This is a genomic window from Rhodococcus wratislaviensis, from assembly GCF_041228765.1.
Classification (GTDB): Bacteria; Actinomycetota; Actinomycetes; order Mycobacteriales; family Mycobacteriaceae; genus Rhodococcus_F; species Rhodococcus_F wratislaviensis.
This window is the reverse complement of record NZ_CP150488.1, coordinates 3692503-3704549: the sequence shown is the minus strand read 5'-3', so window position 1 is coordinate 3704549 and position 12047 is coordinate 3692503. Positions and strand designations below refer to the sequence as shown.

11 protein-coding genes and 2 tRNA genes are annotated in these 12047 nt (G+C 69.0%); 4 read left to right on the top strand and 9 right to left on the bottom strand.

Going from position 1 to position 12047, the window contains the following annotated elements; all coding sequences use genetic code 11:
* Positions 1-44 precede the first annotated feature (44 nt).
* Positions 45-878, top strand: a complete 834-nt coding sequence (locus WKC72_RS17005; RefSeq protein ID WP_370183541.1) for an MBL fold metallo-hydrolase — start codon at positions 45-47, stop codon at positions 876-878.
* A 16-nt stretch (positions 879-894) separates the two neighbouring features.
* Here the strand turns inward: WKC72_RS17005 and WKC72_RS17000 are convergent, their stop codons facing one another.
* The 3 genes from WKC72_RS17000 to WKC72_RS16990 all read right to left on the bottom strand — a co-directional run bounded on the left by WKC72_RS17000 (position 895) and on the right by WKC72_RS16990 (position 2827).
* Positions 895-1377 (bottom strand): adenosine-specific kinase, encoded by a 483-nt coding sequence (locus WKC72_RS17000; RefSeq protein ID WP_268790113.1) that lies wholly within the window; start codon positions 1375-1377, stop codon positions 895-897.
* A 177-nt stretch (positions 1378-1554) separates the two neighbouring features.
* A complete protein-coding gene (locus WKC72_RS16995) occupies positions 1555-2199 on the bottom strand; it encodes a vitamin K epoxide reductase family protein (RefSeq protein WP_268790112.1) in 645 nt (214 codons plus the stop codon).
* Entirely contained in the window at positions 2174-2827 is a 654-nt protein-coding gene (locus WKC72_RS16990; protein ID WP_370183538.1) for a DsbA family protein, read from the bottom strand. Before WKC72_RS16990 ends, WKC72_RS16995 begins: the two co-directional genes overlap by 26 nt.
* Before the next feature lie 134 nt (positions 2828-2961).
* Here WKC72_RS16990 and WKC72_RS16985 point away from each other — a divergent pair, with 134 nt between their 5' ends.
* Together WKC72_RS16985 and WKC72_RS16980 are read left to right on the top strand one after the other, a co-directional pair.
* Complete coding sequence (locus WKC72_RS16985) at positions 2962-3375, top strand: metalloregulator ArsR/SmtB family transcription factor (RefSeq protein ID WP_037226509.1); 414 nt, start codon at positions 2962-2964, stop codon at positions 3373-3375.
* The gene (locus tag WKC72_RS16980) at positions 3368-5356 is read left to right on the top strand and encodes a heavy metal translocating P-type ATPase (RefSeq protein WP_370183536.1); all 1989 of its coding nucleotides are present in this window, start codon (positions 3368-3370) and stop codon (positions 5354-5356) included. Before WKC72_RS16985 ends, WKC72_RS16980 begins: the two co-directional genes overlap by 8 nt.
* A 90-nt stretch (positions 5357-5446) precedes the next feature.
* Here WKC72_RS16980 and WKC72_RS16975 read toward each other — a convergent pair.
* From WKC72_RS16975 to WKC72_RS16965, 3 genes are all read right to left on the bottom strand, one after another.
* Positions 5447-5520 (bottom strand) — tRNA-Ile (locus tag WKC72_RS16975).
* A 176-nt stretch (positions 5521-5696) separates the two neighbouring features.
* Positions 5697-6866 (bottom strand): AI-2E family transporter, encoded by a 1170-nt coding sequence (locus WKC72_RS16970; protein WP_370183533.1) that lies wholly within the window; start codon positions 6864-6866, stop codon positions 5697-5699.
* 124 nt (positions 6867-6990) lie between these two features.
* Positions 6991-7063 (bottom strand) — tRNA-Asn (locus tag WKC72_RS16965).
* A gap of 138 nt (positions 7064-7201) precedes the next feature.
* Between WKC72_RS16965 and WKC72_RS16960 the strand changes: the two genes are divergently transcribed.
* Complete coding sequence (locus tag WKC72_RS16960; RefSeq protein ID WP_370183530.1) at positions 7202-7453, top strand: hypothetical protein; 252 nt, start codon at positions 7202-7204, stop codon at positions 7451-7453.
* 15 nt (positions 7454-7468) lie between these two features.
* Here the strand turns inward: WKC72_RS16960 and dnaG are convergent, their stop codons facing one another.
* The 3 genes from dnaG to WKC72_RS16945 form a co-directional block, all read right to left on the bottom strand.
* The gene (gene dnaG, locus WKC72_RS16955; RefSeq protein ID WP_283333663.1) at positions 7469-9403 is read right to left on the bottom strand and encodes a DNA primase; all 1935 of its coding nucleotides are present in this window, start codon (positions 9401-9403) and stop codon (positions 7469-7471) included.
* A 48-nt stretch (positions 9404-9451) separates the two neighbouring features.
* Positions 9452-10657, bottom strand: coding sequence for a lipase family protein (locus WKC72_RS16950; RefSeq protein ID WP_037226502.1), 1206 nt, complete (start codon positions 10655-10657; stop codon positions 9452-9454).
* Positions 10658-10744: 87 nt separating this feature from the next.
* On the bottom strand, positions 10745-12043 hold the full coding sequence (locus tag WKC72_RS16945; RefSeq protein ID WP_005261214.1) for a deoxyguanosinetriphosphate triphosphohydrolase: 1299 nt from the start codon (positions 12041-12043) through the stop codon (positions 10745-10747).
* Positions 12044-12047 lie beyond the last annotated feature (4 nt).

The following is a 12047-nucleotide window of genomic DNA, read 5'->3' as shown; positions in this document are numbered from 1 at the left end:
CAGATCCCGCCGTGCGGATGCCGCCCACCGGTACGGTCGCGAGCATGCACGCCACCTTCCTCGGTGTTTCCACGATCCTGTTGTCCGACGGCGAGACGTCGCTGATGACGGACGGGTTCTTCTCCAGACCGCCGCTCCTGCGATCGATGCTCCGGCCGCTGCGCCCCGACGGTGCCGCCGTCGACCGGGCCCTCACGCGAACTCGCACCGACCGCCTGGCCGCCGTCCTCGTCGCGCACTCGCACTACGACCACGCGATGGACTCCCCGACGGTGGCGGAACGCACCGGCGCGGAACTCGTCGGTTCACCGTCGACGCGTCACATCGCCGAGGGTTACGGGTTCGCGATGGACCGGTTCCGGACGATCCAGGTGCGAAGTCCCCTGAGATACGGTGCATTCGAGGTGACGGCGCTGCCCGCCGAGCACAGCCCCCGGGCGAAGTTCCCGGGCACGATCGACCACGCGGTGCACCCGCCGGCATCGATCGGCGAATACGCGCAGGGCGACTGCTTCTCGTTCCACTTCGCGCACCCCGACGGCCGCGTCCTCGTCCACGCCAGTGCGAACTTCGTGCCCGGCGCACTCGACGGATACGACGCCGACACCGTCTATCTCGGCATCGGCACCCTCGGCAAGGAGTCCGACCGATTCCGCCGCGACTACTGGGACGCACTCGTGACCCGGACCGGCGCACGCCGCGTGATCCCGATCCATTGGGACAATTTCTGGAAGCCCCTGGACCGGCCGCTGACGCCGCTTCCCCGCTTCGCCGACAACGTCCGGCGGTCCGTGCGGTTCCTCACCGAGAGGGGCCTGGCCGCGGGGGTCGACGTGCAACTCCCCGTCGCCTGGGAACGCGTCGATCCGCTGGCTTAGTCCGGGCTCCGCTCGCTCAGAGCTTGTAGCCGATCGTCCGGAGCAACGCCTTGCGGTCGTCGACGTCGGCATCGGTCTCGACACCGGCGGGTGAGCGCCCGTCGATCACGCCGGCAATGCCGCGGCCGAGTTCCGTCTCGGCGACGATGATCTCGACAGGGTTGGCGGTCGCGCAGAAGATGCCGCACACCTCCGGCACCTGCTTCAGCGTGTTCAGGACGTTCACCGGGTAGCCGTCCTCCACGAACACGAAGAACGAGTGTCCCGCGCCGACCGCGACGGCGTTGCGGGTGGCCAACTCGACGAGACGGTCGTCGTTTCCGGAACAGCGCACGAGGCGAGGCCCCGACGCTTCGCAGAACGCGACACCGAACCGGAGGTGGGGGCTCACTCCCACCAGGGCCTCATGCACGTCCTCGACGGTCTTGATGAAGTGGGACTGTCCGATGATCACGTTCATGTCGTCGGGCTTGTCGATCGCCACGATCTGCAGCTCCACGATGGCCTCCTCGGGTGCCTTTCAGTCTGCCCCGCCCCGGCACGGAGAACAACGACGCGGCCCCACGCGCCCTCGACCACCCTATCGACGTGGGCCTACGACCCACTTCCCCGAGACCGAGCGGGACACCTGCCGTGAAAGAGACCACTGCGCGAGAGACGCCCGACGCGGCGCACGTCACAGCAGCCCGGACCAGTACGGCCAGAAGCGGTAGACGATCAGCCCGAGCAGTGCGAGCACCCAGACCGTGACGGGCACCAGGTGGTCGACGGTCGCCGCGGCGGCGGCCCGCTGCACCGGTGACGTCGGGCGGGCGGTGCGAAGGTTGCGGACCGTGACGTACCAGAAGAGCGGCACCGTCACCGCCCACACCACCATGCAGTACGGGCACAGGGCGCCGATGACGTAGAGGCTCTGAGCGATGAGCCAGTGCACGAACACCACCGCGGCGGCAAGACCGGCCTGCAGGGCCAGCCAGAACCACCGTGCGACGCGGGCGCCGGCCAGCAGCGCGGCGCCGGCCGCCGCGACGACGGCGAAGCCGGCGATGCCGAGCAGCGAGTTCGGGAATCCGAACACCGCGGCCTGCTCGGTGGCCATCACCGAACCGCAGTTGAGCACCGGATTGATGCTGCAGGTCGGGACGTAGCTGGAATCGGCGGCGAGCGCGAACTTCTCGACGGTGAGCACGAACGAGGCGAACAGGCCGATCAGGCCGCCGACCAGCAACAGCCACGGCAGTACCCGCTCGAGACTGCGGACGCCGGGTGCGGCCGGCCCGGACGTCTCGACGGCGTCAGGCGAGCGCGGCGTCGAGGGCATCCGTCAGATCCTGGTAGCCGGCCGGCTCGAGCCGAACGCCGTCGACGAAGAACGTGGGCGTGCCCTGCACACCCAACGCGTGCCCGTCGGCGACATCGGCGTTGATCCGGTCGAGTGTGGCGGGAGCGGTGTAGGCGGCGTCGAACGCGGCCATGTCGAGGCCGAGGTCGACGGCGAAACCGCGAAACACCTCGTCCTTCGGGGCGCGCTGCTCACCCCACTCCGCCTGGGTCTCGTACATCCGCTGATACATCTGCTCGAACCTGCCCTGTTGCGCCGCGGCCTCGACCGCCCTCGCGGCCCGTTCGGCGTTGAAATGGGAGGGCAACGGGAAGTACCGGACGACGAAACCGACCCGGTCTCCGTACTCACGGCGCAACTGCTCGATCGCCGGATACACCGCCCGGCAGGCCTCGCACTCGAAGTCGAGGAATTCCACGAATGTCACCCGGCCATCGGGAGCGGAGGCCAGCCGATGGCTGTCCGGACGCGCCGCCACCGCCGCGGCCTCGGCTCCGCCGGCGGTCGGCCGACTGTCGGCGTCGGAGCGGTTGGACAGCACCACCGCCGAAAGTCCGAGCACGAACACCACGATCAGGGCCAGTGAGAACGTGACGTTGCGGGTCATCGGGCACTCCACCCCGGGCACAGACCGGAAGCGGACGAAAGCGGCGAAGCGGACATGCGCGCCATACTAACGAGCGCTGAGATCGCCGGCCCGAGAGGGTTTCCTTCCATATCAACGATCGTTAGTATATTGATATGACTGAGGAACGCGTCGATACCTGCGACCTGCTGTGCCTGGACCTTCCGCACGCCGAGCAGATCCGTGCCACGTTGCCGCCGCTGCGGCAGGTCGAGCCGGCCGCCGCCGCCGCCCGGGCACTGAGCGATCCCACCCGGCTGACGATCGCCACCGCCCTGTACTCCGGCGGTGAACTCTGCGTCTGCGACATGGCGTGGGTGGTCGGGCAGGCACAGAACCTGGTCTCGCACCATCTGCGGCAACTCAAGATCGCCGACCTCGTCTCGTCCCGGCGGCACGGCCGGTTGGTGATGTACGCGCTGACCGACCGCGGTCACGGCTTGGTGCGCGCGGTACTCGGCGACGAACTCGCTTCGGCGACCACCGGACCAGAGAACAGTAACGACATTGCGGACGTCAGCCGTGGCTGACGCATGCTGCGGGCCTGCACCCGCGAGGCCGAACTCCGCCGGCGCGACGACATCCGATGACGGTCCGGAACGGCTGTGGCAGGTCCGCGAGCTGCAGTACGCGGCCATCGCCGCGGTCCTCCTCGGCGCCGGATGGCTCATCGGCACAGCCGGATCCGAGCGTGTGGCGACACTGCTCGCACTGCTCGCCGCCGTGGTCGCCGCGGTATCCTTCGTTCCCGGGGCGGTGCGGAATCTTCGGCACGGCCGGGTCGGGGTCGGCACCCTGATGACGATCGCCGCCATCGGCGCGGTCGCACTCGGACAGATCCCCGAAGCCGCGATGCTCGGCGTCCTGTTCTCCATCGCCGAAGGCCTCGAGCACTACGCAGTGACCCGCACCCGCCGCGGACTGCGCGCCCTGCTGTCCCTCGTGCCGCCGACCGCGTCGGTCCTGCGCGAGGGCACCGAGATCATCCTCGCCCCGGACGAACTGTCCATCGGCGACATCATGGTGCTGCGGCCCGGCGAGCGGGCAGCCACCGACGGGGTGATCCGGTCCGGACGAACCAGCCTGGACCTGTCCGCGATCACCGGCGAATCCGTCCCCGTCGAGGCCGGCCCCGGTGACGAGGTGCATGCCGGGGCGATCAACGGCGGCGGTGCCGTCGAGGTACGGGTCACCGCACTCGCCGCCGACAGCTCGCTGGCACGGATCGTGCACATCGTCGAAGAGGCCCAGGAACGCAAGGGTGCCGGACAACGGCTCGCCGACCGGGTCGCCCGCCCTCTGGTCCCGGCGATCATATTCCTCGCCGCTCTGGTCGCCGGCCTCGGGTCCCTGCTCGGCGATGCGATGCTGTGGATCGAGCGGGCCCTGGTCGTGCTCGTCGCCGCCTCCCCCTGTGCCCTGGCGATCGCCGTACCGCTGACCGTTGTCGCCGCGATCGGCGCCTCCAGCCGACACGGCGCCCTCGTCAAGGGCGGAGCCGCACTCGAGGAACTCGGGCGCATCCGAGTCGTCGCGCTCGACAAGACCGGCACCCTGACCCGCAACACCCCGCAGGTCATCGCGGTGATCACCCGAAACGGGGTATCCGAGCGCGACGCCCTCACCGCGGCCGCGGCGCTCGAAGCCCGCAGCGAACACCCCCTGGCGCGGGCCGTCCTCACCGCAGCAGGTGACGTCACCGCCGCCGAGGACGTTACCGCCGTGCCCGGTCACGGGCTGCACGGCACCGTCGACGGAATCCCGCTTCGGCTCGGCAAACCCGGATGGATCGACCCCGGTGATCTCGCCGACGACGTCGCCCACCTCCAGGGCGAAGGCGCCACCGTGGTGCTCGTCGAGCGAGACACCACCGTCGTCGCGGCCATCGCGGTCCGCGACGAACTGCGCCCCGAGGCACCCGAGGCCGTCCATCGACTCCGGCGGATGGGCATCGACGTGGCCATGCTGACCGGCGACAACCGCCACACCGCCGAGACACTCGCCGCCCAGGCCGGAATCTCCACCGTGCACGCCGAACTGCTCCCCGAAGACAAAGCAGCTCTGCTCCCCGCACTCGCCGGAGGCCGGAGAATCGCCATGGTCGGCGACGGCGTCAACGATGCCCCCGCACTCGCCACCGCCGACATCGGAATCGCGATGGGCGCCATGGGAACCGACGTCGCCATCGAAACCGCCGACGTCGCGCTCATGGGAGAGAACCTGCGCCATTTGCCCCAGGTCCTCGCGCACGCCCGCCGCGCCCGCCGCATCATGCTCCAGAACATCGGGCTGTCGCTGGCCATCATCGGTGTGCTCGTCCCGTTGGCCGCGACCGGTGTCCTCGGCCTGGCGACCGTGGTGTTCATCCACGAATTCGCCGAGGTCCTGGTCATCGTCAACGCCATCCGCGCCGCCGAGGCCGCCGCGCTACCCGGACTCACCGCAACCGGAGCGCGTCACGTGGACGTATGGATCCGTACACCACCGTTGGCGAAAGGGATCCGGAGTTGATCCGCCCGATTCTCTGACGGGTCTTGCGAACTGTCGACGAGCAGTGGCAGACACCGACTCGGCGGCGTCGGCACCGGCAGCCGATATCGGTGGGGCGGGCGGGGCTCGAACCCGCGACCAATGGATTATGAGTCCACGGCTCTAACCGACTGAGCTACCGCCCCATCGCCGCACTACTCGCGATCGCGGCGTGCCGATGTTACCGTGCGCCCGCCGTGGGCGCGTAGCCGGGACGAAGCCCGCCCTGACAGGACTTTTCGGGGTCGGCGGACCGGGGTTGTCGCATCCGCAGCCGATGCCGGGACGGACGGTGCCGATCCTCGCGTTCATCGTGGCCGGTCTACTCGTCCTCGCCGTCGCGGCGTTTGTCGTCGCTCGCGTGTGTGCGCGGTTCGACTGGCGCGACCGGCGCCGGCGCGTCGGCGACGAGTTCGTACCGTCGCCCGTACGTTTCGACGAGGGCCTCGATCGCGGCGACCACCGGCACCGACACCAGGGCGCCGACCGGGCCGAACAGCGAGGCGCCCACGATCACCGATCCGAACGCGACCGCGGGGTGGATCGAGACCGTCGCCGACGTGATGCGCGGGTGCAGCACGTAGTTCTCGATCTGCTGGTAGACGGTTCCGAACACGATCACCCACACACCGTCCATCGGCTGGGACGCGGCCGCGATGATCGCGGGGAGAGCGATCGCGAGGTAGGTGCCCAGGGTGGGGACGAACTGGGAGACGACGCCGGTCCACAGTGCCAGCGGAAGCCAGTAGGGCACGCCGATCGCCACGAGGATGATGCCGGTGGCGACCGAACTCACCGCAGCGAGGATCAGCCGCGACACCACGTATCCGCCGGCCTTCTCGACCGAGATCTCCCAGACCACCGAGATGACCCGCTGCTGCCGCGCCGGAAACCAGCTCGAGATCGTGCGGCGAAGGGCCGGCCCCTGCGCGGACATGTAGAACACGAACAGCAGCAGCGTCAGCATCTGGAACACGACGCCGAGCAGCGAGGACAACACACCCAGAACTCCCGGCGCGAATCGCTCGGCGAGGTCCCGGATGGTTTCGGGCGTGAGGTGGATCAGATCCTCACCGGTCGCGAAGTCGGTGTCGAACACACGATTGGACCAGTCGGTGACCGAGGACAACGCACCCGGCAGGGCCTTGAGGAGCTGAGCGAGTTGCTGGGCGAGCAGTGTCCCGAACAACGCCAGGAATCCGATGGCGAAGACGAACAGTGCGAACAGCACCAGTCCGGTAGCGGCGCCGCGCCGCAAACCCCGGCGCTCGAGCCAGTCGACGACCGGTTCGATGGTGATACTGAACAACCACGCGAGGAACAGCAACCCCAGAAAGCTCCGCAGGTTGACGAACAGCCAACCCGACAGCTGGTAGGCGGCGACGGCCAGCAGAACGTAGAGGATAGAGGGCAGCAGCCACCGCGGGGCGTCGCTCGTGCCGAAGCGCCCGATCGACCCTGTCCGCTCGGTTTCGCCGCCGTCCTCGCTCATCGCACACCCCGCGGTCGATTGCTGCCGATACAGCGGGAATGTACTCGCCCGGCAGGCGCACCGATCCGAATTGGCCGGGCACAGCAGAAAACCCCGCCCGGACGAACCGGACGGGGTTTCGATGCTCCCCCGGCTGGACTCGAACCAGCAACCGTCCGATTAACAGTCGGAAGCTCTGCCAATTGAGCTACAGGGGATTATTCTGCTGTGCTTCGCCGTTCCCGGCGATGCGAGAGAAACTGTAGCGCATAGCCCCACCCCAGTACCAAATCGCCTGCCTGTCGACGCATCAGGCAGGATGGGTGCAGGTCGTTGTGCGTCGGGAGGAAGCGGGAATGATGCGGTTGTTGATCGGTATCGCTGCGGGGTACGTGCTGGGTACGCGAGCAGGACGTGCGCGCTACGAACAGATCAGCCGGGCCACCAAGGCCGTGGCCACCAGCCCGGCCACGAAGAAGGTGCTGCAGATGTCGCGTCAGAAGCTGTCCGACTCCCTGAACACTCAGCCGAAGCTCGAACCCATGAAGCCGCTCGACGAGGACACGACCATCCTGGTTCCCCAGGATCAGCTCAAGAAGAAGAAGTAGCAGGCAGTAGCCGGTTCAGCCGGCCATCCCGTCCCGGTTGGTGTCGCCGATCGCCTGATCGAGCAGGCTGCGGCGGTACTGCTCCAGGGCGACGAGGTCGCCGAGCAGTGAATGGAACTCGTCCGACGCCGTCGCCGGTGAGATGCGCTGCAGCTTGGACTTCAGTTCCGCCACCTGCTCCCCCACCCACACCTCCTGCAAGCGTGCGATCACGCCGGAAATGTATCGCGGCACGGTGTCCTCTTCGGCGGGCAACGGCTCGACGGCGAGTTCCGACACGAGCGACGCCGCGGTGACGTCGTCGACACCGCGGCTGACCGCGTCGACCCACTCGCCGCCGCCGAGTCCTGCGCTGGTGCCGCCGGACGCGATCATCGACTCACGGATCACGACATAGGTGGGATGCGTGAAAGTCTCCACCGGCAGCGAGTCGAACACGGTGCCCGCGATCGCCGGGTACTGCAACGCACCCTTCAGTGCCTCGCGCTGTGCCCACAACGTCGGATCGTTCGGCCGCGGACGGGTGAGCCCGACCGGCAACTGCGGTGTGTCCTGGTCCTCGTCCCGGGCCGCCTTCTTCTTCAGCGGCGCAGGGAGCGACCCGCGGGTGGACGCCCGCTTGCGCGCCTCGTCCCGCACCCGTTGCCGGACCGCGGCGATGTCGTCCCAGCCCACCCAGCCGGACAATTGGACGGCGTAGCTGTCACGCAACGTCGCTTCCTTGATCTGGGCGACCACCGGCACGGTGCGCCGGAGCGCCTCGACCCGGCCCTCGGCGGTCTCGAGGTCGTGCTCGGTGAGAATCGACTTGACCACGAACTCGAACATCGGTGTGCGACGCGCCACCAGGTCGCGGACGGCGGCGTCACCGGACTTCTGCCGCAACTCGCACGGGTCCATGCCCTCGGGTGCCACGGCGACGAAGGTCTGCCCGGCCATCTTCTGGTCACCCTCGAACGCCTTCATCGCGGCGGCCTGGCCTGCGGCGTCCCCGTCGAACGTGTAGATGATCTCGCCGCGAAAGTAGCTGTCGTCCATCAGCAGTCGCCGCAGCATCGCGAGGTGGTCCTCACCGAAGGCGGTGCCGCAGGCGGCGACGGCGGTCTTGACCCCGGCCAGGTGCATCGCCATGACGTCGGTGTATCCCTCGACCACCACGGCCTGATGCCCCTTGGCGATGTCGCGCTTGGCGAGGTCGAGCCCGAACAGCACCTGAGACTTCTTGTACAGCATGGTTTCCGGCGTGTTGACGTACTTGCCGGGCATGGTGTCGTCGTCGAACAACTTGCGGGCACCGAACCCGATGACATCGCCGGACAGGTTCCGGATGGGCCAGAGCAGGCGCCGGTGGAAGCGGTCGATGTGACCGCGCCGCCCGGCTTTCGACAGGCCCGCGGCCTCGAGTTCCTTGACGTCGAAACCCTTGCCCAGCAGGTGCTTCGTGAGGATGTCCCAGCCGTCGGGTGCATACCCGCACCCGAACTGCTGCGCGGCCTGCGCGTCGAAGTTCCGTTCCGTCAGGTAGTCGCGGGCGGCCTGCGCGTCGGGTTCCTGCAGGCGCGCCGAGTAGAACTCCTGAGCGGCCGCGTTCGCCGCGACCAGCCTCGAGCGGGTGCCGCGGTCGCGTTGCACCGAGGTGCCGCCGCCCTCGTACGAGATGGTGTAGTTCAACCGGTCGGCGAGCTGCTCGACGGCCTCGACGAAACTGATGTGGTCGATCTTCTGGAGGAAGGAGTAGACGTCGCCGCCCTCGCCGCACCCGAAGCAGTGGTAGTGCCCGTGGTTGGGGCGAACGTGGAACGACGGCGACTTCTCGTCGTGGAACGGGCACAGCCCCTTCATGGAGTCGCCGCCCGCACGCTTGAGGGAGACGTACTCCCCCACGATGTCCTCGATCCGTGTGCGCTCGCGAATGGCCGCAACGTCACGATCAGGGATTCTGCCAGCCACGAACGACAGTCTAGGCGCTCCGCCGGAGCCCGAACTCCCCCCTCCAGGTCAGCAGTTCGACGGGGCGGGAATCCCGGCGAATCGGTCGCCGAGATAGCCGAATGCGGGGCCGGCACCGAGCATGGTGGCGGTGCCGTGGTCGGCGCCCGGGATCACGTCGAACTGCACTCGCGCACCCTGTGAGCAGTACCGGGCGACGGTGTTCTGCACCGGCCCGATCGCGACGAGGGGGTCCGCGCTGCCGTGCCAGACGAACATCGGCGTCCTCGGGACTCCCGGATACAGTTCGACGCTGTTCTCGTCCATCACCGCGCGGCCGGACGGGTCGGCGAGAATGCCGGGACCGTTGGTCAGGTCGGGCAGCGACTTCCCCGCACCGGCACCGAGGATCGAATCGGTGCACATGTTGCTCATCTGCGCCCGCAGGGCGAGTCCGTCGCCGTTGAGGCCGTCCCCGAGCGGTGAACGCGTCGGGTATTCACGCTCGAGCCCGATGGCGGCCGCGAACCCCAGCCCGAACGCCTGCGTGCGGGTGCCGCCCAGACGGTCGGCCAGTTCACCGATGTTGACCGGGGTGCCGCCCTGGGCGGCGCCCACGATGTTCAGTTCCGGGGCGTAGGTGGGTGCGAGCGCCGCAGCCCAGTTGGTCGCCATGGCGCCACCCGAGTAGCCCGCCAGCCCGATCGGACTGCCCCCGAGACCGGCCTCCGGGAGCCGCTGCGCGGCGCGGATGCCGTCGAGGACGAGCCTGCCGCCGAGTTTCGCGGCCCCGTACGCGCTGGTCGGTCCGAGGTGGTCGGGCACGGCGACGGCCCAGCCCCGCGCGAGCAGGGCGTTGAGGGCGGGCCCCTCCTGGATTCCGCCGTTGAACAGCTGATGCGACGGCGCGCACTCCAGCCCGAGCGCGTTGACGAACGGCTGATAGGACACGAGCGGCCGGTTCGCGGGAGCGCCGCGGGGTACCAGCACCGTGGTGACCGCGGCGATGGGCGCTCCGGCGGAGTTGGTCGACTTGTACTTCACCTGCCAGGCGTCGGCGGTGGGGAAACCCGTGGCGGCGACCGGTCGGCTCGCCAGCACGTCGCCGTCGGCGCGTGCCCCGACGTCGGCGGGCGCACCGTAGAACGGGTCGGGGTCCGCGAACGGGTACGCGGGCGCGGCCTGCGCCGCGGGTGGGGCAAGCAGGGCGGCACCGACCGCCACCGCCAGCGCTGCGGACGTCGAACCGATGATCTTGCGCACTGCAGACTTCATCCGGTCTCCCTGACCATTGGGGGGCGAGCTGTCTGTAGACCTATTCGTAGCACCGCGCCGGGCGGACGGGTCCGACTTCCGACTTTGTCAGCCCCAGCTCGCCTGGGCTCCCAGACTGGACTTGTCGACGCGTTCGAGCCTGCTCTCGGTGTAGGAGGCAATCTGGTCGACGACGACCCGGACCCGTGCGGGGTCGTCGGCCGCGGCGTTCCAGGCGGGAACCAGGATGGGGTCGAGACCGGCGGGTGCGGTCGCGAGCAGCCATTCGGCGACGCGGTGGACGCGGTCACGCTGGCGTGCCTGCCGCGCCCGGTGGCCGGCATCCGACATCACGTAGTTCAGGGCGAACGTCTTGAGCAGTGCCACCTCCGCCGCGACCACCGGCGGGACCACCAGGTCGGCGTCGTACCGGGCGACCGGCTTGTCGCCGTGGACGTCGCGGGTCCCGATGATCGCGGCGGTCGCGAACCGGCCGACGAGTTCGCTGGTGAGGTTCTTCAGGGCGACCGAACTGGTGAGCGTGCCGTCGTAGCTGCCCACCTCGACGACGACGGGCAGAAGACTCAACCGCGTCGCGGCCTCGACGAGTTCCTCGACGTCGAGTCCCGGGAACTCCGACGCACCGAACTCGGCGAGTGCCCGCTGATCCACCGGGTCGGCCAGCGAACGCAGATCGATGCGTCCGTCGATCACGCCGTCCTCGACGTCGTGCACGGAGTAGGCGACGTCGTCGGCCCAATCCATGACCTGCGCCTCGAGGCACTGGTGGCCGTCGGGGGCGCCCTCCCGGATCCACGCGAGCACGTCGGCGTCGTCGTCGTAGGCCCCGAACTTCGCGCCGGGGCGGGGCCGGGTCCACGGGTATTTGATCGCCGCGTCCAGCGACGCGCGGGTCAGGTTGAGCCCGGCACTGCTTCCGTCGGGGTAGAGCACCTTCGGTTCGAGGCTCGTGAGGATGCGCAGATTCTGGGCGTTGCCCTCGAACCCGCCGCAGCTTTCCGCGACCTCGTCGAGGGCCTTCTCCCCGTTGTGACCGTACGGCGGGTGACCGATGTCGTGTGCGAGGCCGGCGAGGTCGACCAGATCGGGATCGCAGCCGAGACCGTCGGCGATCCCGCGGCCGATCTGCGCCACCTCGATCGAGTGCGTCAACCGCGTCCGCGGAGTGTCACCGTCCCGGGGGCCCACCACCTGCGTCTTGTCCGCGAGTCTGCGGAGGGCAGCCGAGTGCTGGACGCGGGCGCGGTCGCGGGAGAAGACGGAGCGGTGTTGCGCGGCGGCGATCTGGCTGCCCGGGATCCCCGCCCGTTTCGGTGCCTCGCGGACCCGGCGGGCGACGTCGTGCGCGGAGTACACGTCGCCGAGTGGTGTCGTGTGTGCTGTCATCGAA

Bases quoted from the DNA above. Each gene is read 5' to 3' on its own strand.
- WKC72_RS16995 (WP_268790112.1), bottom strand. From the start codon at position 2,199: ATGCCCTCGACGCCGCGCTCGCCTGACGCCGTCGAGACGTCCGGGCCG.
- WKC72_RS16945 (WP_005261214.1), bottom strand. From the start codon at position 12,043: ATGACAGCACACACGACACCACTCGGCGACGTGTACTCCGCGCACGAC.
- WKC72_RS16950 (WP_037226502.1), bottom strand. From the start codon at position 10,657: ATGAAGTCTGCAGTGCGCAAGATCATCGGTTCGACGTCCGCAGCGCTG.
- WKC72_RS16990 (WP_370183538.1), bottom strand. From the start codon at position 2,827: ATGACCCGCAACGTCACGTTCTCACTGGCCCTGATCGTGGTGTTCGTG.
- WKC72_RS16970 (WP_370183533.1), bottom strand. From the start codon at position 6,866: ATGAGCGAGGACGGCGGCGAAACCGAGCGGACAGGGTCGATCGGGCGC.
- WKC72_RS17005 (WP_370183541.1), top strand. From the start codon at position 45: ATGCACGCCACCTTCCTCGGTGTTTCCACGATCCTGTTGTCCGACGGC.
- WKC72_RS16960 (WP_370183530.1), top strand. From the start codon at position 7,202: ATGATGCGGTTGTTGATCGGTATCGCTGCGGGGTACGTGCTGGGTACG.
- WKC72_RS16985 (WP_037226509.1), top strand. From the start codon at position 2,962: ATGACTGAGGAACGCGTCGATACCTGCGACCTGCTGTGCCTGGACCTT.